This is a genomic window from Bradyrhizobium sp. SYSU BS000235, assembly GCF_049747295.1.
GTDB lineage: Bacteria > Pseudomonadota > Alphaproteobacteria > Rhizobiales > Xanthobacteraceae > Afipia.
Genome location: NZ_JBMHJM010000001.1, coordinates 3148415 through 3171598, shown reverse-complemented (window position 1 = coordinate 3171598; position 23184 = coordinate 3148415). Strand labels below are relative to the sequence as shown.

Below are 23184 nucleotides of genomic sequence, written 5' to 3'. Positions count from 1 at the left end.
CCGCTAAGTCCCTCAAATCGTTCCCGTAAGGCTTCCCTCCGCGGAGGCCTCACGGTCTCTTGAGTACCTCACCGCGGGCGGATCATCTCGAACATGGCATCGGGCCGGACCTGCACGTAGTCCCCCATGCGCCCGGCACGCAGAACCGGATAGGCTTCCGCCGTCTGGTAGACGCCATCTTTGATGAGGCTCTTGTCGATGTAAACCGCGACAACCTCGCCGAACGTCACCCAGGCATCCGCCTTTGCGCCATCGGCGCCCTGCAGCTGGATCATCTGCGTCAGTTTGCACTCGAAGGTCACCCGGCTTTCCGCAACCCGCGGCACCTTGACCTTAGTGCTCGGCACCTTCGACAGCCCGGAAATGGTGAACTCGTCCGTCTCGTGCGGCACGCTGGCAGATGTCATGTTCATCTGCTTGGCGATGTCTTCCGTGACGAGATTCCAGCAGAACTCCTTGGTCTCCTGGATATTGGCCACGGTATCCTTCCAGCCGGTGCTGGAAAAACCGATGATCGGCGGCACATAGCAGAACGCATTGAAAAAGCTGTAGGGCGCCAGATTGACGTGTCCCTTGGCATCCTGCGACGAAATCCAGCCGATCGGCCGGGGTCCTACGATAGCGTTGAAAGGATCGTGCTTGAGGCCGTGGCCGCTGGATGGCTCGTAATAGTGAAAGTCGCTCATGTAGACTTATTATCCGCTGCGGTTTTGCCCGACGACATGTCAGGCGTCCCCAGCGTAAGGCCCGCGACAATAAAGTCTATCATTTGATCGAGACTCGGCCCCGGCTTGTGAACGCTCTGCTCGATCATTTGCGGATGGAAAAACCGCAGCATGCCGGCGCAGACGCATTTGGCGGCCAGTTCGACGTCATTCACGTTGAACACGCCGACCTTGGCGCCGTCGGCGATCACCACGCCAATGGCCATCACGATGCGGTTGATATGCGCCTCGCAGACACCCCAGCTTTCCTCCATGGCGATGGCGACCATCTCATGAATCTTGGAATCGCCGACAAAACGCTCGGCATTCATGCAGCTGACGGTTGCCAGAAGTTCATGCATGCGCTCGGCCGGCGGCGTGGATTTCGCGGCGATCTCTTCCGCCGCCGTCTCCACCTCGCCCATGAGCCGCCGCGCCACGCCTTCGTGAATGGACTTCTTGGAATCGAAGAACCGGTAGACGTTGGCCGGGCTCATCTTGAGCGTCTTGGCGATATCGGCAACCGTGGTCTTGAGATACCCGACATCGCGAAACAGCCGCTCGGCGGTTGCGAGAATGCAGGCTCTCTTTTCAGCGTCGGTATCGTCGTGAAGCAGTGTCATGTCCGTATAGTTATCAATCGGCTATTCAGCTGCGACCAGGGGCGGTGCATGGCGGACATGATCCGCCTGCATCGGCACATGGGCTTCAGCCTCACCCTGACCACGTTCGTCGAGGCTCTTTCTGAACCATAGCGCATAGAGGCCGGGTAGGAACAGCAGCGTCAAGAAGGTGGCCACAAACAATCCGCCCATGATGGTGATGGCCATCGGCCCCCAGAAGGCCGACCGCGACAGTGGAATCATCGCCAGAATGGCCGCCAACGCCGTCAGGATCACCGGACGGGCGCGCCGGACCGTTGCCTCGACGATCGCCTCGCGCCGCGTCAGGCCGTGGGTCACATCGGTTTCGATCTGATCGACCAGGATCACGGCGTTACGCATGATCATGCCCGCAAGCGCGATCAGGCCAAGCAAGGCGACAAAGCCAAACGGACTATTGGCGACGTTCAGACCGAGTGACGCGCCGACGATGCCCAGCGGAGCCGTCAGGAACACCAGCACGAGCCGCGAGAAACTCTGCAGCTGGATCATCAGCAGCGTCAGCATGCCGATCACCATCAGCGGAAACAGCTTGTTGATCGAGTCGTTGCCCTTCTCCGACTCCTCGATCGCGCCGCCGATCTCGATGCGATAGGCCGGCTGCAGGCTGCTGCGGATATTCTGAAGCTTGGGCCAGATGGCATTGGTCACGTCGGGCGCCTGCACGCCATCCACGATATCGGCCCGCACCGTGATCGCCATGTCGCGGTTGCGCCTCCAGAGGATCGGCTCCTCATGGGCATATTCGATCTTCGCGACCTGCGACAGCGGCACCGCGACACCATTGCGTGAATAGATCGTGAGGTCACCCACATGGCCCAGATCAAGCCGCTCGGAAGGCACTGCACGCGCTACCACGCCGACCTTTTCGATGCCGTCGCGCAAGGTCGTCACCTGCACGCCGGAAATCAGCATGGCGAGGGACTGGGAAATGTCCTGTGGCGTCAGCCCAAGCGCACGGGCACGATCCTGATCCACCGCGAGTTTCAGGTAAGGCGTTTGCTCGTTCCAGTCGAGATGCGGATCGACGGCGCGCTTTTCTGTGCGCATCACTTCGCGCACCTTGTAGGCGATGTCACGAACGGTCTTGGTATCGGGACCGATCACGCGAAACTGAACCGGGAAGCCCACCGGCGGACCGAAGTTGAAGCGGTCGACGCGGACCCGCGCCTCTGAGAGCGCACCATCCGCTACCGCCTTCTCGAGCCGCGCCTTGATGCGTTCGCGCGCGGGCACATCCTTCGCGACGATCACCGTTTCGGAGAACGACTCGTTCGGCAATTGCGGATTGAGGCCCAGCCAGAAGCGCGGTGATCCCTGACCGATATAGGTCGTGTAAGTCTCGATATCCTTGTCACCCTTCAACAGCTCTTCAGCCTTCTTGGCGCTTTCCTTGGTCACGCCGAAAGCCGTGCCTTCCGGCAATCGCAGTTGCAGGAACAACTCCGGCCGCTCCGACAGCGGGAAGAACTGCTGCTGCACATGGGTGAAGCCGACAATGGAAGCGGCGAAGATACCGACAGTCGCAAGCACCACGGTGACGCGACGCCGCACGCACCATTCGATGACCCGACGCAAGGCTCGATAGATCCGGGTCTCGTAAATCGCATGCGGATCATGGCTGTGCGAATGCTTGGTGAAATTCGGGAGCAGCTTGACGCCGATATAGGGCGTGAAGATCACCGCCACGAACCACGACGCGACCAGCGCAATCGCCACCACCCAGAAGATGCCGCCGGCATATTCACCCACGGAAGAATTCGCAAAGCCGATCGGCAGGAAGCCGACAGCCGTGACCAGCGTACCGGTGAGCATCGGGAACGCCGTGGATTCCCAGGCGAACGATGCCGCCTTCACGCGATCCCAGCCCTGCTCCATTTTCACCACCATCATCTCGACCGCGATGATGGCGTCATCCACCAAGAGGCCGAGCGCGATGATCAACGCACCGAGCGTAATGCGGTGCAGATCCATACCCATCGCGTTCATGACAATAAAGACAATCGCCAGCACCAGCGGCACGGACAGCGCCACCACGATGCCGGTCCGCCAGCCCAGCGCTAAGAAGCTGACGAACAGTACGATGGCCAGCGCCTCGATGAAGGAGTGGATGAACTCGCCGACTGCGTGCTCGACGACCTTCGGCTGATCGGCGATCTGCTCGATCTCGAAGCCCTGCGGGACAGCCGCCATGAATTGCGCCGTGGATTTTTTAATCGCCTCGCCGAGCTCCAGGATGTTGGCACCCTTGGCCATAACGACGCCGACGCCAATGGCGGGCCTGCCTTCCTGACGAATCTGAAAGTCCGGCGGATCGACGAAACCGTGAGTCACGGTTGCGATGTCACCGAGACGGAAAACACGGCCATTGCTTTCGACCGGCGTCTCGGCCACGGCCTTTACGCTGTCATAGGCACCGGTCACACGCAAAGGCACGCGCTGCGCGGAGGTTTCCACCGTGCCCGCCGCCACGACGGCATTTTGCTTTGCGAGCGAATCGAACAGCGTCTGCGGCGTGATTCCGAGCGTTGCCAGTTTGGCGTGGGAGAATTCGACAAACACGCGCTCATCCTGCGTGCCGTAGAGATTGACCTTGGTGACGTTCGGCGTTTTCAGCAGGTGCTGGCGCAGGCCTTCGGCCACTTTCTTGAGCTGCGCGTAGTCGGCCCCGTTCCCTGTGAGCATATAAAGGATGGAATCGACATCGCCGTATTCGTCGTTGACGTTCGGCCCGATCAGATTGGCGGGCAGATCGCCTCTGATGTCATTGAGCTTCTTGCGCAGCTGATAGAACAGCTGCGGCACGTCCTTCGCGGGCGTGTTGTCCTTGAAGGCAACCTGCATCGCGGTGAACGATGGCTTGGTATAAGTCGTGACCTTGTCGAAATACGGCAGTTCCTGAAGCTTCTTCTCGATCCGGTCCGCGACCTGCTCCTGCATTTCGATGGCTGTCGCGCCCGGCCAGATGGCGTTGATCACCACCACCTTGATCGTGAACGACGGATCTTCCGCGCGCCCGAGGCGTTCGTACGAGAAGAATCCGCCTATGCCCAGCATCACAATGAAGAACAGGATCAGGGTCGGATGCGCAACGGCCCAACTGGAGAGATTGAATCGCTTCATGGGTGCCTCACACAATTAGAACGCGAGCGACGAGACGACCCTGACTTTCTGGGCCGGATCGAGCTTCTGCACACCGAGCACAACCACACTGGCGCCTTCCTCGACACCACTGGTGATCAGGACGTCCTTGCTTTCGTAGGCCTTCACCGTCACCGGCTTGAGCGACACATCGCCTGTCTTGGCATCGGCGACATAAAGCGACGGCGCCTCTCCCTGACTGAACAGGGCCGACAACGGCACGCGCGCGACACGCTCGGTCTCCGGATCGGAGAGCGTCAGCGTCGCCGTCATCCCGAGCGAGACTGCGTCGTCAGCGGCCGGCAGCGAAAACTTCGCGAGATACGTGCGCGTTGCAGGATCAGCAGCAGGTGCAAGCTCGCGCAGCTTTGCGACATACTTCTTGTTGGGGTCAGACCAGAGGGTGACGTTGGCCGCGCTTTGCTTGGCAAAATTCACCATGGTTTCGGGGATAGCCACCACGGCTTCCTTTTCCGCCGACCGCGCCACGCGGATCGCGGTCTGGCCGGCTGCAACGACCTGCCCCGGCTCGATCAAGGTCGCGGTGACGACGCCACGGGAATCCGCCTCGAGCGTCGCATACGACAGGCTGTTATTGGTCAATTCGACCGAGCGCTGGGCACGGTTCAAGCGTGCACGCGCTTCATCCGCAGCGGCTTTGGCCTGATCCAACTGAGCGTCCGTGGACCAGCCTCGCGCACGCAGATCCTTCGCACGGCCTTCGGCGGCGCTCGCCTGTGCCAGGACACCGGTCGCCGCGGTCAATTCAGCGGCCGCCTGTTCGGCCTGTAACTTCAGATCGACTTCATCGAGGGTGGCGAGCGGTTGGCCGACTTCCACGATCTGCCCGACTTCCACCAGGCGCTTCGCCACCTTCCCCGGGACGCGAAAACCCATGTCGGCTTCGATGCGAGGCCGAATGGTCCCGACGAAACTGCGCTCCGGCGAGCGGGACTCGTAATGCACCGCCGTGACCAGGACGGGCCGCCCCTTGTCACTTTCCTTGGCTTGCTGCTCGGTGCAGGCGCCAAGCGCCAGTGGCAACAGAAGCGCCCCTGCGAAAATTAAGCCATTGGAAAATCGTCGAAATTCAAAATTAACACGCATGGGAAAGCCCTCGCATCTTCGCGAAAACCTTCACCTAACGATTGACGATTGTCAATATTCGTCACTAGTCACAATGTCGCACTGCAACCTACTGAGGGGAAACGGCTATTCGACAACCGGCTGTCGACTGCCTAAAATTTCCCCTCAGGGGAGCACTGCCTATTTTGTCTCCGCAGGATCGCGGTGGATCGGATCGACCCACAACACGGTCTCCGGCTTCTCCACCGGCTCGATATCGAGATTGATTGCAACCGCCTCACCGTCGCTCCGCACCAGCACGCATTCGAGCGGCTCGTCCGGGCTGGCGTTGATTTCCTGATGCGGCACATACGGCGGCACGAAAATGAAATCGCCGGGACCGGCTTCCGCCGTGAACTGCAGATGCTCGCCCCAGCGCATGCGGGCCTTGCCGCGCACGACATAGATGACGCTTTCCAAATGGCCGTGATGATGCGCACCGGTCTTTGCATCCGGCCTGATCGTCACTGTGCCGGCCCACAATTTCTGCGCACCGACGCGGGCAAAATTGATCGCGGCCTTGCGATCCATGCCGGTCGTCGACGGCACATTGGAATCGAGTTGATTGCCCGGAATGACACGGACGCCATCATGCTTCCATCGGTCATCGTCGTGCGCGTGATCATGCGCATGATCGTGTGAGTGATGATGATCGTGCGATCCGGACATGGTCTTTCCTTCGAATGTCGTGTTGATTGTCATTTCGCGTGATGCCGCGCACGTCAACAGATATGGAACTTTGCGTCAACGCCGCCGTTGTCTCCTCGAATATATGCAAAGGAGATCGCGATGGGTAGCGCAACGGACAAGATCAAAGGCAAGGCCAACGAAGCCATCGGCAAGGCCAAGCAGAGCCTGGGCGAAGCCACCGGTTCTGAAAAGCTGAAGGGCGACGGCGCAATGCAGGAAGCCAAAGGGCATGGTCAGCAGGCCATCGGTAGCGCGAAGGACGCCGCGAAGTCGGCAATTAACCGCGCCGCGGAAGCCGCGAACAAGAATCTGTAATTTCTGACGTCCACAATCTGACTCGCGACGCACAAAAAAGACCGGCCTCCGTGCCGGTCTTTTCATCTTCACTATGCTCTGGATTGTTGCGCCTCAGTACGACTTCGGCAGGCCCAAAACCTTTTCGCCGATGAAGCTGAGAATGAGCTGCGGGCTGACCGGGGCGATGCGCGGGATCATCACTTCGCGCAGATAGCGCTCGACATGATATTCCTTGGCGTAGCCAAAGCCGCCATGGGTCATGATCGCCTGTTCGCAGGCGTGGAAGCCCGCCTCACCCGCCAGATATTTTGCCGCGTTCGCGGCCGGCCCGCACGGCAATCCCTGATCATATTGCCATGCCGCTGACAACGTCATCAGCCATGCGGCCTCGAGCTCCATCCAGTTCTTCGCCAGCGGATGCTGGATCGCCTGGTTCTGCCCGATCGGCCGATTGAAGACGATGCGCTGCTTCGCATAAGCGGACGCGCGCGCCAGCGCGAGCTTGCCGAGACCCACAGCTTCCGCAGCGATCAGCACACGCTCCGGATTCATCCCGTGAAGGATGTACTCGAAGCCGCGACCTTCCTCGCCGATGCGATCTTCCACGGGAATCTCGAAATTCTCGATGAACAGCTCGTTGGAGTCGATCGCCTTTCGCCCCATCTTCTCGATTTCATGCACAGCGATGCGCGAGCGATCGAAGTCTGCATAAAACAGGCTGAGACCGTGCGTCGGGCTCTTCACTTCCTCCAGCGGAGTGGTACGGGCCAGCAACAGAATCTTGTGAGCGACCTGCGCGGTTGAAATCCAAACCTTTTGTCCGTTCACGACATACTTGTCGCCCTGGCGCACGGCACGTGTTTTCAATTGCGTGGTGTTGAGGCCGGTATTTGGTTCGGTAACGGCGAAGCATGCCTTCTCACGCCCCTCGACAATGCCGGGCAGCATGCGCGCGCGCTGCTCATCCGTGCCGAACACCACAACGGGATTGAGCCCGAACACATTCATGTGAATGGCAGAGGCGCCCGACATGCCTGCGCCAGACTCCGAGATCGCACGCATCATGATCGCCGCTTCAACAATGCCGAGACCGGAGCCGCCATAGGCTTCCGGAATACAGATTCCAAGCCATCCGGCTTTGGCCATCGCGTCATAGAACTCGTACGGAAAGCCTCCGTCGCGATCCTTGCCGTGCCAATAGGCATCGTCGAACTGGCTGCAGATTTTCAGAATCGCATCGCGAATGGATTCCTGCTGGGCGGTATGCGCGAAGTCCATTGTGGTACATCCCCGGTGTTGCTACGAGGTTCTAAAGCGCAATAGGCCATCCAGACAATCCTCCAAAAAAGCATACAATCCGTGCGTATCGATATTTCGAAGTTTTCCGCCACCATGTTCGGCATGGTGCTTGGCATTGGCGGTCTCGGCAGCGGCTGGCGCGTCGCAGCCCACATCTGGAATGCACCTGCTCTCATCGGAGAGATCCTGGCTCTGACGGCCGCTTCGATCTGGAGCGTGTGGTTTGTGCTTTATGTGCTGAAGTGGATTCACGCGCCCGATGCTGCGCTCGCGGAAATCAAACATCCGATCCAGTCGTTCTTCATCGTCCTCGTGCCGATGACGACGATGATCACGAGTTGGTCGATCGCGCCCTATCTGCCCCAAGTCGCCTTCGCATTGTTCATTGCCGGCATGGCCGGGCAACTCGCATTTACAGTCTGGGGCGTCGGCGGTCTCTGGATGGGCGGCCGCGCGGCGGAGACGACAACGCCCGTGCTTTATATGCCGACGGTCGGCGGCAGCTTCGTCAGCGCGATTGCCTGCGGCCTGTTTGGATATCCCGAACCGGGGCTGCTGTTCTTTGGCGTCGGCTTCTTCTCCATCATCATCATGGAGTCGATCGTCCTCCATCGGCTGTTTTCCCACGGCATACCGGTCGCGCTCCGTGCAACGCTGGGCATTCACCTCGCGCCACCGGCGGTTGCTTGTGTGGCTTATCTGACGGTCACGGACGGTCCACCTGACCGGCTGGCGTTCATGTTGTTCGGCTATGCGCTGTTTCTCGCCATGGTGATGATCCGGTTGATCCCGTGGCTCAGAGAACAGCCGTTTTCGCTGTCCGCATGGGCCTACAGCTTCGGCGTCTCGGCGCTGCCTCTCGCGGCCCTTCGCTTCATTGAACGCGGCCATACAGGAATCGTGGCGAAACTCGCGCTGCCGATCTTTGTCGTCTCCAATTGCATCATCGGCTGGTTCGTGATCCGCAGTTTAATGGTGGCGAAGCGTTATCTGCTTCCCGCTGCGGCGCCGGCCGGCAACACGGCCTCCTGATCGTTGTCTTCGATCATCGTTCTTCGTCCACATGCGTCGAAGAACGGGCGGCCTCAATAGCCGAGCAGGAATGGATTGACGCCGCCCCGCCGATATTCACTCTCGCGAACAAGGACATCGAGCGAAAGGCTGCCCACGTCATCCGCAACCGGATCAAGTCCGGGATTCTTGTGCTGATGCAAAATCTTCACATAGGCGCGGCAAGATTCGCACGTCTCCGCCCAGACCGTGCCATTACCGCCGTCGATCTGCTGATACGAGATGCCCTTTGTCGACCCGCACATGGTGCACTTGATGCGCACGTAATTCCATTGCGTCGCGCACAGCGAGCACACACAGAATCGGGTGTTCTGAGCACCCGGCCATGCCACAATCATCGACGACACCGGTGCACCACCGCAGGCGGGACATGCGCCGTCGCCGACAGGGACGAGTTTCTTTGGATCAAGCCTGGATGCCAGTCGCGCATAGTGAACCTGAAGCGCGGCGGCCACGAAGACGTGCTCCGCGCAATGCGCGAGCGGAACCGCATCGGCCAAAACGGCGCGAACCATCACGAAACGCATCTCGCCATCGGCTTGTGTGACACGCGACAGTGCCGCCCGCGCCGTCTCCGGCATATCAACATTCGATGCCAGCGCGAGAAAACGTCCGAGCGTTGCATCGAACGTGGAATTCATCGCGAAGTGGTTGCGATCCAGGGGCGGCATGCCGAATGCGCGGGCGCGGGAAAGCTCGTGCTCGTTCGGGAGGTCGACGTGCTCAAGCCCCTCCTGCAGAGCGTGCTGGCAGAATGACACCTCCGATAAGAACTGGAGAAAGGGAGCTAGCTCATGCTGGGCCGACAATTCCTGGAAGCGCTCTGCCCTGCTCCGAAACAATCTGCATGCATCCGGAACGCGCGCGAATGGCGGCTCTTCGATCTCGCCAATGACAACTGGATCAAGCCGGTGTCCTCCTGCGTTATTCATCGAACGACCTCAAGGCCACCCAGGCTTCGTGCAGTTTTGGAAACTTCCGCACTCAGACGATCGCGGTGATCAACGACGTCTGGCGTTCACGTCGCCGATGTGACGTGGAGATGCGGACACAAAGTCATTTACGCCACACCGCGAGGTGCGTTTTCAATCATCCCGCCCACACGGATCGCAGCCGGGCTTCTCGGTCACCCGAGAAGAAACCTCAAGTCAGATGCTTGTATTTCCTCAGCTTGAACGCGAGAGCAATGTAATCGACGCCGGTGATGATCGCGTAACAGCCGATCATCCAGACAACTGCCAGTGCGCCAATGCCTGGCCGAGACAGTAACACCACACCGAAGGCGATCCCGAGCAGACCGCTCAGAATCAACAACCACTCGCCTTCAATCTCCTTGCGCAACTGGATGGCGCCCCAGATCTGCATCACGCCGATCACGATCGCCCAGCAGGCGATCATCAGGAGCAGAATTTGCGCCGTCAGGCCCGGCCAGACAAAGGTGAGGATACCCGCGAGAACGCCGGCGATACCGACAATTGCGAGCCACCAACGCGGCACCAATCCACCGCCGCGACCAGCGATTGCAGCCCCCATGGCGAACAGACCATCAGCCAGCGCGTAGATGCCCCACAACAGGATGAGAGACACCAGAGTGATGCCCGGCCAGACAAAGGCCAAAACACCGAGGACCAAGGCTGCGATGCCGCGCAATAACACCAGCCACCAATTCTCTGCCAGCGTGTGCAACAGAGGCGGTCCGGATACCGGTAAAGCTGTACTGATCATGATTGACCTCCATTAAGTTGTTTCGCGCGCCGCTTGATAGTCAAGGCATGACGATTTGGGCCGCGCGAATGCATGGCTTCAGCGCCGCAAGGCGTGCTTTCCTGCCGGGGCAGCTCTTCAGATTTGAACTGAGAAATTTGACGCGGGGTATCAAAACGGACGTCAAAGCCGCCCCGCGTGGATCGCGTGATCTTACACGCCCGATCCAGTTGTTCACTTTCCACACGAACCTGTGGTGCAGAACAAACATCGCCCGCTGTGTCCATCGCTGGTGAGGCCGAGCAACGTCTGATGGTATTCCGAATTCGAGCAGCCCGCGACAACAAACTTTTGCCTACGCCGCCGCGCCATGCAGCTCGCACGTCACCCGAAAGAATTAAGTCCTCCTCTTCTGTCCCATTCTTATACGTCCGGAACAAAAGGCCGAGTGTCGTAGTTCCCCAAAAGACCCTCGGCGCCCTGATTTGACCTTGGCGCCCTTCTTTTCAGACGATGGGGTATTGGCAAATGGTGCAAGTGAGTTCAGCGGGGCAGATTTCTGCTCCTGAAAAGATCTCGGTCGAACTGACCATCAACAACATCAAGACCGAACTGAAGGTCGCGCCGTGGACAACCCTTCTTGACGCTCTGCGCGAACACCTTGATCTGACCGGCACCAAGAAAGGGTGCGACCACGGCCAGTGCGGCGCCTGTACAGTGCTTGTCAACGACCGTCGGATCAACTCCTGCATGGCGCTCGCCGTGATGCAGGATGGCGCGAAGGTGACGACAATCGAGGGGCTTGCCTCAAATGGTGCGCTGCATCCCCTGCAACAGGCCTTCATCGATCACGATGCATTCCAGTGCGGCTATTGCACGCCCGGTCAGATCTGTTCCGCCGCCGGGCTGATCGCAGAAGGAAAGGCAAAGACCGCCGACGAAATCCGCGAATTCATGAGCGGTAACATCTGCCGCTGTGCCGCCTACCCCAACATCGTCGCGGCAATCCAACAGGCGATGGGGGCATCATGATCAATTTTACCTACGCACGCGCCACCGACGTCGCTGACGCTGTCCGCCAGATTGCGGCTGATTCAACGGCGAAGTTCATTGCCGGCGGGACCAACCTGATCGATCTGATGAAGGAGGATGTCGAGCGGCCGACACGGCTGATCGATATTTCACGACTTCCGCTCAGAACGGTCGAAGAAACGAAAGACGGCGGCGTCCGCATCGGTGCGCTGGTGCCGAACTCAGATCTGGCGTGGCACCCCCTCATCGAACAGCGTTACCCGATCCTATCAAGCGCCATTCTTGCGGGCGCCTCGCAGCAACTGCGGAACATGGCGTCCACGGGTGGAAATCTGCTGCAGCGAACGCGCTGCGCTTACTTCTACGACACCGCGACGCCTTGCAACAAACGCGAGCCTGGCAGCGGCTGTTCCGCCATTGACGGGTTCAACCGGATGCACGCTATTCTTGGGACAAGCGACGCATGTATTGCGGCTCACCCGTCCGACATGTGTGTGGCACTTGCCGCGCTTGAGGCCAGAGTTCATGTCTCCGGCCCTGCGGGTGAACGCGTTATCCCATTTGCGGACTTCCATCGCTTACCCGGCGACCAACCGCAGATCGATACCAATTTGAAGCCGGACGAAATCATCACGGCCATCGAATTGCCGGCTAAAGGGTTTTCGTCGAATTACACCTATCTCAAGATCCGTGATCGCCTGTCCTATGCTTTCGCGCTTGTTTCGGTTGCAGCTGCGATCGAGTTTGATGGCAACCGGATCAAGGATGCGCGTCTCGCACTCGGCAGCGTGGCACATAAGCCATGGCGAGATACTTCGGTCGAAGCATCCCTGCGAGGCCAAACCGCCACTCAGGAAGTTTTCATGCATGCGGCCGATCTCTTGCTCCGTAACGCCAGAGGTTTCAGCCACAACGCGTTCAAGATCAATCTAGCACGACGCACCATCGTTCGAGCGTTCGCGCAGGCTGCACTTGGCACGCCTCAATCTCAATCCAACAAAACAATACGGTGAACGCCATGTCTCCCTATATCGGTGTCGCGACATCGCGCGTTGACGGCCATGCCAAGGTCACTGGAGCAGCGAAATACGCAGGCGAATTCAAGGCCGCCGGCATGGCCTATGGCAGTGTCATCACATCTACGATCGCCAAAGGCCGAATTGCAAAGATTGATCTCAGCAAGGCCACCGAAGTCGAGGGCGTCCTGGCGATATTGACGCACAAAAACCGGCCTCCCCTCGCGGACAACGATAAGGCATACGCCGACGACGTGGCGCCGTCCGGCTCGCCGTTCCGCCCGCTTTACAACGACAAGATAATGTTCAGTGGACAGCCCATCGCGCTGGTCCTGGCGGAAGAATGGGAAATCGCCCGCTTCGCTGCCTCACTGGTCGATATCGAGTATGAAGAGGAAGCACATGTCACCGATCTTTTTCATGAACTCGATCATACATTCCCGCTGGGCGAGGATACCTTCGCATTGAGCCCTTCAAAGCCGCGCGGCGACGTCCAGGCGGGGCTTGCAGCATCTGATGTTCAACACCAGGGCGAATATTACGTCGGCATCGAACATCACAATCCCATGGAGCTCTACGCGTCCACGGCGATCTGGGAAGGCGACGGCAAGCTCACGGTCTACGACAAGACCCAGGGCGTGCAGAATGTCCAACGGTATGTGTGCGGCGTCTTCGGCATGAAGCCAGCCGACCTGCGTGTGATGTCACCGTTTGTGGGCGGCGCGTTCGGCTCCGGACTGCGTCCGCAATATCAGGTGGTTCTGGCGGTGTTAGGAGCTCGCGCGCTGCAGCGTTCAGTGCGCCTCGTATTAACGCGTCAACAGATGTACGCGCTGTGCTATCGGCCGGGCACGATCCAGCGGGTCTCGCTGGGCGCGAAAGCCGACGGTTCGCTTCAGGCCATCGCGCACGATGCCATCGCGATCACATCGCAATATGAAGAGTTCGCGCGAAAAGACACGATTTGGTCGAGCGCGCTCTACAAGTGTCCAAACACGAAATACACTCACAGGCTGGCGAGGCTGGATCTTCCGACGCCGTCGGATATGCGCGCACCGGGCGCTGCAACGGGTGTTTACGCCCTCGAATGTGCCATGGATGAGCTTGCCGTCGCGCTCAAGATGGATCCGCTCGAGCTGCGCTTGCGCAACTACACCGATCGCGATCAGAATGAGGATCTCCCCTTCAGCAGCAAGGAGCTTCGCGAATGTTACCGGCAGGGCGCTGAGGCTTTCGGCTGGAGCCAGCGAAAGCTGGAGCCACGCTCGATGCGCGATGGCGGTGAACTCGTCGGCTGGGGGATGGCGTCGGGCGTGTGGGAAGCGTTGCAGATGAAAACGGCGGCCCGCATCGTCCTAACGGCAAACGGACACGCCGAGGTTTCCTGTGCAACGTCGGACATCGGCACCGGCACCTATACGATCATGGCGCAGGTGGCCGCCGAAACGCTCGGGCTACCGATTGAGAACGTGACCATCAAACTGGGCGACTCGACCCTGCCGCAGTCTCCGGTCGAAGGCGGCTCTTGGATGGCAGCCTCGGTGTCGCATGCCATCGCGAACACTGCCGGGGAGATTCGTAAGGAGTTGCTGAAACTGGCGAAAAAGATGCCCGATTCAGCATTCAATCGCGTCAAGCTCGAGGATGTTACGTTCGCAGACGGCATGATCACTCCGAAAGCGGACGCCAGTCGCAGCATCTCCATCACGGACGTCATGCGACATAGCGGGACCGATCGCATCGAGAAAGAAAAATCGACCGATTTCAAGGAAAACGGGAAGTACGCAAAGAACGTCCATTCCGCGATTTTCGCAGAAGTCAAAATCGACGAACTGCTCGGCGTCGTTCGCGTCACCCGCATCGTCAGCGCGGTGGCCGCCGGCCGTATTCTAAATCCGAAAACCGCCCGCAATCAGATGCTCGGCGGTATCGTGTGGGGAATCGGCATGGCCCTGCACGAGGAAACCTTGGTCGATCACAAATTCGGCCGCGTCATGAACGCGAATATCGCCGAGTATCATGTTCCGGTGAACGCCGATGTTCACGACATCGAAGTGATCTTCGTGGACGAGCGCGATGACATCATCAACCCGCTCGGCATCAAGGGCTTGGGCGAAATCGGAATTGTCGGCGTTGCATCTGCGATCGCCAACGCAATCTACCATGCGACAGGCAGACGCGTTCGCAACCTGCCGATCACGCTGGACAAGATTGTCGATTGAACGATTGGGTTAAAAACCGCGGCCTCACTCGGCCGCGGTTCGCAATTCGATTTTTTCCGCCCGCACCGCGCAGAACTTGAATTCGGGAATTTTCCCGAATGGATCCAGCGCGGGATTGGTCAGCAGATTGGCCGCGGCTTCTGCGTAGCAGAACGGCATGAAGATCATGTTCTCCGGCACGTCGCGATCGGAACGAACCTTCACCTCCACCGCGCCGCGGCGGGTTTCCATCCGAATGAAATCGCCGGGCCAGACGTTCATGCGGCGCATGTCTTTCGGCGACATGAATGCCACCGCTTCCGGCTCGATGTTGTCGAGAACTTCCGAGCGGCGCGTCATGGAGCCGGTATGCCAATGCTCGAGCACGCGGCCGGTGGACAGCACCATCGGGTACTCCGCATCCGGAATTTCGTCCGGCGATGTGACGCGAGCCGGCACAATCTTGCCGCGGCCACTCTCGGTCGGGAAGCCCGTGGTGAAGATGATTTCATTACCGGGCTTCTGCGGATCATCCACCGGATAGGTCACTGCGCCTTCACGCTCCAACCGCTCCCAGGTGATGTTCTTCAGCGACGGCATGACCTTGGTCATTTCGGTGAACACATCCGCCGGACCGCTATAATTCCAGTCCAGGCCCATCCGCTTGGCGATTTCCTGAATGATCCACAGATCCTGCCGCGCATCGCCCGGCGGCCTGATGACCTGACGCGCCAGCTGCACGCGGCGATCGGTGTTGGTGAATGAGCCAACCTTCTCGGCGAAGGCCGACGCCGGCAAAATGACGTCCGCGTGGAACGCCGTCTCGGTGACGAACAGATCCTGCACCACAAGGTGATCCAGCATGGCCAGCGCTTCGCGGGCGTGCTGGAGGTCAGGATCGGACATCGCCGGGTTCTCACCCTCGATATACATGCCCGTGATCTGACCGGCGTGGATCGCGTTCATGATCTCCACCACCGTGAGACCGCGCACAGGATCAATCTCCTGATGCCAGAGATGCTCGAACGGCTCGCGCAGATCGGTGCGTCCGACCGGCTGATAATCCGGCAGGAACATCGGAATCAGACCGGCATCCGACGCGCCCTGCACGTTGTTCTGTCCGCGCAGCGGATGCAGACCCGTACCCGGCCGGCCGACCTGTCCGGTGATCAGCGCGAGCGCGATCAGGCACCGTGCATTGTCCGTGCCATGGACGTGCTGACTGATGCCCATACCCCAGAAGATGATCGATGACTTCGCCGTTGCGTACATGCGCGCGACTTCGCGCAGCGTGTCTGCGGGAATGCCGCAGATCGCTTCCATCTTTTCCGGCGGGAAGTCCTTGATCTTCTCCTTCAGATCATCAAAGCCCTCGGTATAGCCGGCGATGTACTGGTCGTCGGTCAGCCCTTCGGTGATGATGGTGTGGAGCATCGCATTCAGCATCGCGACGTCCGAGCCCGGCTTGAACTGCAGATGCTTGTACGCGTGGCGCGACAACGTTTGCCGCCGCGGATCCATCACGATCAGCTTGGCACCGCGCTTGGTCGCGTTCTTGATGAAGGTCGCCGCAACCGGGTGATTAACCGTCGGGTTGGCGCCGATGACGATAATCACTTCGGCATCAGCCGCTGCCGCGAACGGCGCGGACACCGCACCTGAATTCAGGCCTTCCATCAGCGCCGCCACGGAGGACGCATGGCAAAGCCGGGTGCAGTGATCGACGTTGTTGGAGCCGAAGCCGGTACGCACCAGCTTCTGGAACAGATAAGCCTCTTCGTTAGAGCCCTTCGCTGAACCGAATCCGGCAAGCGCCTTGACGCCCTTCTCATCCCGGATCTTCACGAGACCTTTCGCCGCGATGTCGAGCGCCTCTTCCCATGACGCTTCGCGGAAATGCGTGAATGGATTGGCCGGATCGACCTGATCCATCGAACTCTTCTTCGCATTCGGCAACCGGACCAGCGGCTTGGTGATGCGATGCGGATGATGGATGTAGTCGAAACCGAAGCGGCCCTTCACGCAGAGACGGTTATGGTTGGCAGGACCATCGCGGCCCTCGGCATAGACGATCTCCTCGTCCTTGACCTGATACGTGACCTGACAGCCCACGCCACAGAACGGACAAAGCGAATCCACCTTCTTGTCCGGATAAACTGTCCGCGTCTGGTTCGCATCGAGCAGCGCGGATGGCATCAGCGCGCCGGTCGGGCAGGCCTGAACACATTCGCCGCAGGCCACGCACGTCGACTCGCCCATCGGATCGTCGAAGTCGAATACAATCTTGGCGTCGTGGTTGCGATAAGCCATGCCGATGACGTCGTTGACCTGAACCTCGCGGCATGCGCGCACGCAGAGACCGCACTGGATGCAGGCATCAAGGTTGACGCTCATCGCCGGATGACTGGTATCGCTCGCCCAACGTTCCTCGGTCGGGAAGCGGCTCTCCGTCACTTCAACCTTGTCGGCCCAGTTCCAGAACTTTGAATCCGGATCATGAGATGTCTCGCGTGCCGGCTGGTCGGCGACCAGAAGCTCCATCACCATCTTGCGAGCGGAGACTGCACGCGTGCTCCCGGACTTCACTTTCATGCCGACCGTCGGCGTGCGCTTGCACGATGCCGCAAGAACGCGCTCACCCTCGATCTCGACCATGCAGGCGCGGCAGTTGCCGTCGGCGCGATAATCCGGTTCCGGCGAGTAACAAAGATGCGGGATCTCGGTTCCTTCGCGCTTGGCCACCTGCCAGATGGATTCACCCGGCGCGGCCTCGACCATCTTCCCGTCAAGCTCGAACTGAATTTTGGTCATTCGGCAGCTTCCTTGGGTGAGAATTCCTCTGGGAAATATTTAATCACGGTCGTCAGCGGATTCGAGGCTGCCTGACCCAAACCGCAAATCGATGCATCGCGCATCGCCTGGCTCAGTTCGTCGAGCAGATCGCGATCCCAGACGGATCGTTCCATCAAGGTTGCCGCCTTCTGCGTGCCGACACGGCACGGCGTGCACTGGCCGCAACTCTCGTCTTCGAAGAAGCGCATCAGATTTAACGCTGCGTCCTTCACCTGATCCTTGTCGGACAGAATGACGACGGCAGCGGAACCGATGAAGCAGCCGTATTTCTCCAGCGTGCCGAAATCGAGCGGAATGTCGTCCATCGACGCCGGCAGGATGCCGCCGGATGCCCCGCCGGGCAGATAGGCGTGGAAGGTGTGACCGTCCGCCATGCCGCCGCAATATTCATCGATCAGTTCACGCACTGTAATGCCGGCAGGCGCGAGCTTTACACCGGGATTTTTCACGCGACCCGAGACTGAGAAGCTGCGCAGCCCCTGCCGTTCATGCCGGCCCTGAGACTTCCACCAATCCGCGCCCTTCTCCACGATGTCGCGCACCCAGAACAACGTCTCGATGTTGTTGATCAGGGTCGGCAGGCCGAACAGACCGACTTGGAACGGATAAGGCGGCTTGTGGCGCGGCAGTCCGCGTTTGCCCTCAATGCTCTCCAACAGCGCGGATTCCTCGCCGCAAATATAGGCCCCTGCACCGCGCCGCATATGGAGTTTTGGGCCACCCGCGGGCAGCTTGGCGATTTCACGCTCGAGAATTTCGCGTGATGCGGGATATTCGTCACGCAGGTAGATGTAGACCTCGGGCGCCTCGACGATGTGTGCGCCGATCAGCATGCCTTCTATAAAGCGATGAGGATCAGTCTCGAGGTAGAAGCGATCCTTGAATGTCCCCGGTTCACCTTCGTCACCATTGATCGCCATGAGCCGCGGACCGGGTTCGCCGAGCACGGCGCGCCATTTGCGGCCGGTCGGGAACCCTGCACCGCCAAGACCACGGAGCGAGGCATCATCAAGCGCCTTGAGCAGATCGTCCCGAGATGTTGCGCCGGAACGCAGCTTGTTCAGCAGCGCATAGCCGCCCTTGGCGACATACTCGTCGTATCCGACATACTTCGGCAGGTGCGTATGTGTGTCGCCACCCTTCGCCGCGGCGAGAACATTCTCAACCGTGGCGTGATCGATGAAGTTATGGCCGACTTCGGCGGCGGGCGCCGTATCGCAGCGTCCGACGCACGGCGCGCGGACCACGCGCACGCCGGGGCCCGCCTTGTTCTGCAATTCGTGCAGCAGTTGTTCCGCGCCCAGCATCGCGCAGGTCAGCGAATCGCAAACCCGGATCGTCAACGGCGCAACGTTCGGTGCCCCTTCCTTCACCACATCGAAGTGCGCGTAGAAAGTGGCGACCTCGAACACTTCCGAGAAGGCCAGTTTCATCTCGTCGGCCAATGCCGCCAGGTGAGCCGCCGAAATCTGACGGTATTTGTCCTGAATGAGATGGAGGTACTCGATGAGCATGTCGCGGCGACGGGACCTGCCATCCAGCAGCTGAGCGATCTCTTCACTCGCTTTGGGATCGATCTGACGCCCCTTCGGGGTCGCCTTGGCCCGGCGTTTACCTTCGCCGGGATGTTCAAAGGGATGAACCTGCTGCGGGCCGCCATCGCTCATTAGAATTGCTCCATTTCGAGCAACGATAGTGTCTGGTATACATTGTGCAAGACGCTTTTTAAGCGACGTCCACGTCATCATGTCCGCTGAACCAGCGTTATCATATTGAACTAAAGGAGGAATTTAATAATTTCCGCCTATTGGCGCCAAGTTCCACTTAGACTTTTTGGCGCGGGAAATCGCCTCTGCCGAGCCCTATTTGGCCTTGTTATCCGTGCGTTCCGGTCCTTTTCCATGCGGATCCAGATCCTGCTGGTCAGGCTGCGGCGATGGTTTGGGGCCATCCTTCGAGCCGCCCTGTTTGCCACCCTGATCCTGCGGACCGGGCAAATTGTTCTCTTTCGGCATGCCTTGTCTCCGGGATTTTCACCGGATCAACTGCGGGCCAAGTCGGGTGGTTCCGCCGCGCACCCCGAGGAAGAAGCCCCCCGCTATGCCAGGCTCGCGTAGCTCAAGAAATTGACGAGATCGCCTGGTTTGACCTGCGTGATGTCTTCAGACAGTTCGACAAAGCCGTCGGTTTCCACCAGCGACGACAGAAGCCCCGCGCCTTCGCGCGGAAACTTGACGGCTTCCAGCATGCCATCACTGGCACGGCGAACACTTACCCGGACATACTCGCGGCGGGATATCTTCTTTTTGTAAGCGAAAGCCGCCCGCAGCGGATTCGGGATCGGATGTTCCTGCGGCGCCCCCAACAGCGCAAGCACGGTCGGACGCACGACATAAGTAAACGTCACGAAACTCGCGACCGGATTTCCCGGCAGTCCGATAAACGGCGTGCCTTCAATCACACCCATGGCAACAGGGCGCCCAGGCTTGATGGCGATTCGCCATAACACCAGCGAGCCAACGGACTCGACCGCGGCTTTGACATGATCCTCTTCCCCGGTCGAGACACCGCCGGAGGTCAAAATGAGGTCATGATCGGCCGACGCCTTTCGCAGTGCCTGCGCCAGCGACGCGCGGTCATCCGGCAGAATGCCGAGGTCACTCACCTCACATCCAAGGCGGCCAAGCATCGCGATCAGCATGTAACGATTGGAATCGAACAATTGCGATGGCACGCGTTCAGCGCCGGGCGCAACCAGCTCGTTGCCGGTCGAAAACACTGCAACGCGGATTCGCCGCCGCACGCTAACCTTCGTCAGCCCAAGCGCGGCGATGAGTGCAACATCCTGGGGGCGCAACCGCGTCCCTGACGGCAAAGCCGATGCACCTGCGGAGATATCTTCTCCGGTCAGCCGAACGTTGGCGCCGGCTTTGAGCCCTGCCGGCAGAAAGACTCGCCCATCTTCGACTTTAACGTCTTCCTGCATAAAAACCGTATCTGCGCCTGCCGGCATCGGCGCACCGGTAAAGATACGAACGGCTTGTGCGGGCTTGATGGGCTCTTTGGCGACAGCGCCCGCCGCTATCCGCCCGACAATCGGGAAAGCCTGCTTGCCTGCAAGCGAAAGATCTTCGCTGCGCACCGCGTAGCCATCGACAGCGGAATTGGTGAACGGCGGCAGCGGCATTGACGCCACGACAGCTTCGGCAAGGACGCGGCCATCCAAGCCGGCCAGCGAAACAGCCTCGACCTCCTGCACGGCGTGGACTCGCGATGCGATCATTGCAACAGCGTCGTCGACCGACATCATCGGACCACCGAAAGCAAAACAATCGTCGGAAAGCTGCGCCATCAAAGTCCGATCATGCTTGCCGGGACAACCGGCGACATCCCGCAATATGCATCAAAGCTATCTTGCTCATATAGAGCTATTTACCGGCTTAAGCAGGTCTAAATCCGGCCCGTTCGAGGGCAACGAGCGTCTCATCCGATGCCAGGGATTCGACAAAAGCTCGAACAGCCAGCCGCTCGCGTCGAGACGTGACCAGTGCGAAATCATAATGCTCTTCCGCAAACGGAATAAAACCAAGTCCTGCTGCATGAGCCACCGGCGCAATCGTCATCCCCCAATCTGCCCGCCTTTGAGCCACGGCGGCTGCGACAGCGTTATGAGATTTCGGTTGATTCCAGTAGCCGTCCGGCTTTGCCCCTTTCAGGAGCCGGTCAATCAGAATGCGCGTGCCGGCACCTTGATTACGGTTCACCATGATGCAGGACGCATCGGCGAGTGCAGCGCGGACAGCGTCTTTCGCATCAAGCCCTTCGAAGCGGCGATCGCCCTTGCGAAAGACGATGCCTTGCATGCGTCGATAGCCCGGCATCAATTCAAGGCCTGGGACAAGAAACGAAACATTGTAGGTGTCGGTCTTGTCGTCGAAGAGGTGAATCGGCGCAAGATCACATTCGCCGCGCCGCGCAGCCGCCAATCCGCCAAGACTTCCAACCGAGATCGAACGCACCAGAAGGCCTGCCCGCGCCAAAGGCGCGGTCACGATATCAAGTCCGGTACAATGACTGCCGACGATCACCAGATCCGGCACGCGCACATGCGGTGTGAACAGCCTCACCTCCTCCTCGGCGCCGGCCGGCATCTGATCAGCGAGCGCATCGATCCGCAGAAATCCATCAGCCTGCGCGAAGGCGGTGATGGCCCCCGAGCCCTTACCGGACGGGTAAGCGATCAAACCATTGTCGCCTTCCACAAGCGACACCATGACGAATTCCGTACGCCCCAATTCAGATGCAATCCGCACAGGCACCTTGGCCTGCACATGCGCGTCGGTGCGTGGCGGCAATCCGGCCAGACGCCGCAACACCGGCACGATCATGTCGTGGAACGTGAACATCGCCGAGGTTGGAAATCCGGGCAGAATAACAACGGGCTTTCCGTCGCAGACCGCAAGGCACAACGGCTTTCCCGGCTTCAACGCGACGCCATGGGCGATAATGCCGGGTTTGCCAAGACGCCCGATGATCCGGTGTGAAACGTCGCCGGCACCTTTCGATGTGCCGCCAGACAAGACCAGCATGTCGCAATCAGCCAGCGCTTCCCGCATGGCCGCCTCTAACCTTGCTTCGTCATCCGGGATCGAGCCCATGAAGCGCGCTGAGCCGCCATTCTCGTTCACCGCTGCCGTGACGATCGATCCGTTGGTGTCATAGATCTGCGCGGGAGAGAGCGGCTGGCCCGGCGGAACGAGTTCATCACCCGTGGAAAGAATCGCGACCCTCGGCCGCTGCACAACAGAGACCTGCGCGATGCCGCAGGCCGCCAGCATGCCGATTTCGCGCGAGCCGATGATCGTCCCCACGCGCAACAACACCTCGCCGCGGGCGATATCAGAGCCGGCATAGGAGACAAACTGCCCCGGCGAGACCGAACGCCGCACACTGATGGCGCCGTGACCGGGTTGCGTGTGTTCGATCATGATAACCGCATCGGCACCACGCGGAATGGGACCGCCCGTCGCGATCGGCGTTGCCGTCCCCGATCCCACCATCAATTGCGGATCAACGCCGCACGCGATCGTTTCTCCATTGAGCGTGAGACGAATCGGCGCCGTCTCTGCAGCCTGCGCGAGATCCGACGAGCGCACGGCGAATCCGTCAACATTCGAGCGATCGAACGGCGGCACATCGAGCGGCGCGACCACATCCTCTGCCATTGCATATCCGAGCGCGTCGGACAGCGAACGCTTCTCCGTCGCCAGAGCACGCGGAAAGAGCGCCTCCTCGAAGCGCCCGATGGCTTCCTCACGCGAGAGAATTGTGAGGAACTGGTCCTGATCGATGGTGGAATTCAGCGAAACTGAGGAATTGGTCATCCAGG

The 23184-nt window shown here is 59.8% G+C and carries 18 protein-coding genes; 5 read left to right on the top strand and 13 right to left on the bottom strand.

From position 1 onward, the window contains the following. Positions 1-68: 68 nt before the first annotated feature. The 5 genes from ACP0KA_RS14780 to ACP0KA_RS14760 all read right to left on the bottom strand — a co-directional run bounded on the left by ACP0KA_RS14780 (position 69) and on the right by ACP0KA_RS14760 (position 6301). Positions 69-686: a flavin reductase family protein gene (locus tag ACP0KA_RS14780; RefSeq protein ID WP_424629505.1), complete on the bottom strand. Its 618-nt coding sequence runs from the start codon at positions 684-686 to the stop codon at positions 69-71. Further along, positions 683-1327 (bottom strand): TetR/AcrR family transcriptional regulator, encoded by a 645-nt coding sequence (locus ACP0KA_RS14775; RefSeq protein ID WP_424629504.1) that lies wholly within the window; start codon positions 1325-1327, stop codon positions 683-685. Before ACP0KA_RS14775 ends, ACP0KA_RS14780 begins: the two co-directional genes overlap by 4 nt. 21 nt (positions 1328-1348) lie before the next feature. Next, a complete protein-coding gene (locus ACP0KA_RS14770) occupies positions 1349-4489 on the bottom strand; it encodes an efflux RND transporter permease subunit (protein ID WP_424629503.1) in 3141 nt (1046 codons plus the stop codon). A gap of 15 nt (positions 4490-4504) precedes the next feature. After that, the gene (locus ACP0KA_RS14765) at positions 4505-5614 is read right to left on the bottom strand and encodes an efflux RND transporter periplasmic adaptor subunit (protein ID WP_424629502.1); all 1110 of its coding nucleotides are present in this window, start codon (positions 5612-5614) and stop codon (positions 4505-4507) included. Between the two features lie 159 nt (positions 5615-5773). Further along, a complete protein-coding gene (locus tag ACP0KA_RS14760; protein WP_424629501.1) occupies positions 5774-6301 on the bottom strand; it encodes a cupin domain-containing protein in 528 nt (175 codons plus the stop codon). A 120-nt stretch (positions 6302-6421) separates the two neighbouring features. Between ACP0KA_RS14760 and ACP0KA_RS14755 the strand changes: the two genes are divergently transcribed. After that, complete coding sequence (locus ACP0KA_RS14755; protein WP_424629500.1) at positions 6422-6637, top strand: CsbD family protein; 216 nt, start codon at positions 6422-6424, stop codon at positions 6635-6637. A gap of 93 nt (positions 6638-6730) precedes the next feature. Here ACP0KA_RS14755 and ACP0KA_RS14750 read toward each other — a convergent pair whose 3' ends face one another. After that, positions 6731-7897: an acyl-CoA dehydrogenase family protein gene (locus ACP0KA_RS14750; RefSeq protein ID WP_424629499.1), complete on the bottom strand. Its 1167-nt coding sequence runs from the start codon at positions 7895-7897 to the stop codon at positions 6731-6733. A gap of 81 nt (positions 7898-7978) precedes the next feature. Between ACP0KA_RS14750 and tehA the strand changes: the two genes are divergently transcribed. Beyond that, positions 7979-8950 carry a dicarboxylate transporter/tellurite-resistance protein TehA gene (gene tehA, locus ACP0KA_RS14745; protein ID WP_424629498.1) on the top strand — a complete coding sequence of 324 codons (972 nt, stop codon included), beginning with the start codon at positions 7979-7981 and terminating at the stop codon, positions 8948-8950. A 53-nt stretch (positions 8951-9003) separates the two neighbouring features. On the opposite strand, the gene fdhE is transcribed toward tehA, so the two are convergent. Together fdhE and ACP0KA_RS14735 are read right to left on the bottom strand one after the other, a co-directional pair. After that, complete coding sequence (fdhE, locus tag ACP0KA_RS14740) at positions 9004-9921, bottom strand: formate dehydrogenase accessory protein FdhE (RefSeq protein WP_424629497.1); 918 nt, start codon at positions 9919-9921, stop codon at positions 9004-9006. Between the two features lie 211 nt (positions 9922-10132). Beyond that, a complete protein-coding gene (locus tag ACP0KA_RS14735; RefSeq protein WP_424629496.1) occupies positions 10133-10714 on the bottom strand; it encodes an HdeD family acid-resistance protein in 582 nt (193 codons plus the stop codon). A gap of 507 nt (positions 10715-11221) precedes the next feature. On the opposite strand from ACP0KA_RS14735, the gene ACP0KA_RS14730 reads away from it, so the two are divergent. Genes ACP0KA_RS14730 through ACP0KA_RS14720 form a run of 3 tightly spaced genes read left to right on the top strand, consistent with a single transcriptional unit; the run spans position 11222 to position 14963 of the window. Continuing rightward, positions 11222-11725, top strand: coding sequence for a (2Fe-2S)-binding protein (locus ACP0KA_RS14730; protein WP_424629495.1), 504 nt, complete (start codon positions 11222-11224; stop codon positions 11723-11725). After that, entirely contained in the window at positions 11722-12738 is a 1017-nt protein-coding gene (locus ACP0KA_RS14725) for an FAD binding domain-containing protein (RefSeq protein ID WP_424629494.1), read from the top strand. Before ACP0KA_RS14730 ends, ACP0KA_RS14725 begins: the two co-directional genes overlap by 4 nt. 5 nt (positions 12739-12743) lie before the next feature. Then, the gene (locus ACP0KA_RS14720; protein WP_424629493.1) at positions 12744-14963 is read left to right on the top strand and encodes a xanthine dehydrogenase family protein molybdopterin-binding subunit; all 2220 of its coding nucleotides are present in this window, start codon (positions 12744-12746) and stop codon (positions 14961-14963) included. A 24-nt stretch (positions 14964-14987) separates the two neighbouring features. Here ACP0KA_RS14720 and fdhF read toward each other — a convergent pair whose 3' ends face one another. From fdhF to ACP0KA_RS14695, 5 genes are all read right to left on the bottom strand, one after another. Further along, the gene (gene fdhF, locus ACP0KA_RS14715; protein ID WP_424629492.1) at positions 14988-17753 is read right to left on the bottom strand and encodes a formate dehydrogenase subunit alpha; all 2766 of its coding nucleotides are present in this window, start codon (positions 17751-17753) and stop codon (positions 14988-14990) included. Then, the gene (locus tag ACP0KA_RS14710; protein ID WP_424629491.1) at positions 17750-19462 is read right to left on the bottom strand and encodes an NADH-ubiquinone oxidoreductase-F iron-sulfur binding region domain-containing protein; all 1713 of its coding nucleotides are present in this window, start codon (positions 19460-19462) and stop codon (positions 17750-17752) included. Before ACP0KA_RS14710 ends, fdhF begins: the two co-directional genes overlap by 4 nt. Before the next feature lie 195 nt (positions 19463-19657). Then, entirely contained in the window at positions 19658-19810 is a 153-nt protein-coding gene (locus tag ACP0KA_RS14705) for a hypothetical protein (protein WP_424629490.1), read from the bottom strand. An 83-nt stretch (positions 19811-19893) separates the two neighbouring features. Beyond that, positions 19894-21147 (bottom strand): gephyrin-like molybdotransferase Glp, encoded by a 1254-nt coding sequence (glp, locus tag ACP0KA_RS14700; RefSeq protein WP_424629489.1) that lies wholly within the window; start codon positions 21145-21147, stop codon positions 19894-19896. A gap of 88 nt (positions 21148-21235) precedes the next feature. Beyond that, positions 21236-23179, bottom strand: a complete 1944-nt coding sequence (locus tag ACP0KA_RS14695; protein WP_424629488.1) for a molybdopterin biosynthesis protein — start codon at positions 23177-23179, stop codon at positions 21236-21238. Positions 23180-23184 lie beyond the last annotated feature (5 nt).

Excerpts from the sequence above, each read along its gene's own strand:
- ACP0KA_RS14780 (WP_424629505.1), bottom strand. The coding sequence starts at position 686 with ATGAGCGACTTTCACTATTACGAGCCATCCAGCGGCCACGGCCTCAAG.
- ACP0KA_RS14770 (WP_424629503.1), bottom strand. The coding sequence starts at position 4,489 with ATGAAGCGATTCAATCTCTCCAGTTGGGCCGTTGCGCATCCGACCCTG.
- ACP0KA_RS14760 (WP_424629501.1), bottom strand. The coding sequence starts at position 6,301 with ATGTCCGGATCGCACGATCATCATCACTCACACGATCATGCGCATGAT.
- fdhE (WP_424629497.1), bottom strand. The coding sequence starts at position 9,921 with ATGAATAACGCAGGAGGACACCGGCTTGATCCAGTTGTCATTGGCGAG.
- ACP0KA_RS14695 (WP_424629488.1), bottom strand. The coding sequence starts at position 23,179 with ATGACCAATTCCTCAGTTTCGCTGAATTCCACCATCGATCAGGACCAG.
- ACP0KA_RS14750 (WP_424629499.1), bottom strand. The coding sequence starts at position 7,897 with ATGGACTTCGCGCATACCGCCCAGCAGGAATCCATTCGCGATGCGATT.
- ACP0KA_RS14705 (WP_424629490.1), bottom strand. The coding sequence starts at position 19,810 with ATGCCGAAAGAGAACAATTTGCCCGGTCCGCAGGATCAGGGTGGCAAA.
- ACP0KA_RS14775 (WP_424629504.1), bottom strand. The coding sequence starts at position 1,327 with ATGACACTGCTTCACGACGATACCGACGCTGAAAAGAGAGCCTGCATT.
- fdhF (WP_424629492.1), bottom strand. The coding sequence starts at position 17,753 with ATGACCAAAATTCAGTTCGAGCTTGACGGGAAGATGGTCGAGGCCGCG.
- ACP0KA_RS14735 (WP_424629496.1), bottom strand. The coding sequence starts at position 10,714 with ATGATCAGTACAGCTTTACCGGTATCCGGACCGCCTCTGTTGCACACG.
- ACP0KA_RS14720 (WP_424629493.1), top strand. The coding sequence starts at position 12,744 with ATGTCTCCCTATATCGGTGTCGCGACATCGCGCGTTGACGGCCATGCC.
- glp (WP_424629489.1), bottom strand. The coding sequence starts at position 21,147 with ATGGCGCAGCTTTCCGACGATTGTTTTGCTTTCGGTGGTCCGATGATG.
- ACP0KA_RS14725 (WP_424629494.1), top strand. The coding sequence starts at position 11,722 with ATGATCAATTTTACCTACGCACGCGCCACCGACGTCGCTGACGCTGTC.
- ACP0KA_RS14765 (WP_424629502.1), bottom strand. The coding sequence starts at position 5,614 with ATGCGTGTTAATTTTGAATTTCGACGATTTTCCAATGGCTTAATTTTC.
- ACP0KA_RS14755 (WP_424629500.1), top strand. The coding sequence starts at position 6,422 with ATGGGTAGCGCAACGGACAAGATCAAAGGCAAGGCCAACGAAGCCATC.
- ACP0KA_RS14710 (WP_424629491.1), bottom strand. The coding sequence starts at position 19,462 with ATGAGCGATGGCGGCCCGCAGCAGGTTCATCCCTTTGAACATCCCGGC.
- ACP0KA_RS14730 (WP_424629495.1), top strand. The coding sequence starts at position 11,222 with ATGGTGCAAGTGAGTTCAGCGGGGCAGATTTCTGCTCCTGAAAAGATC.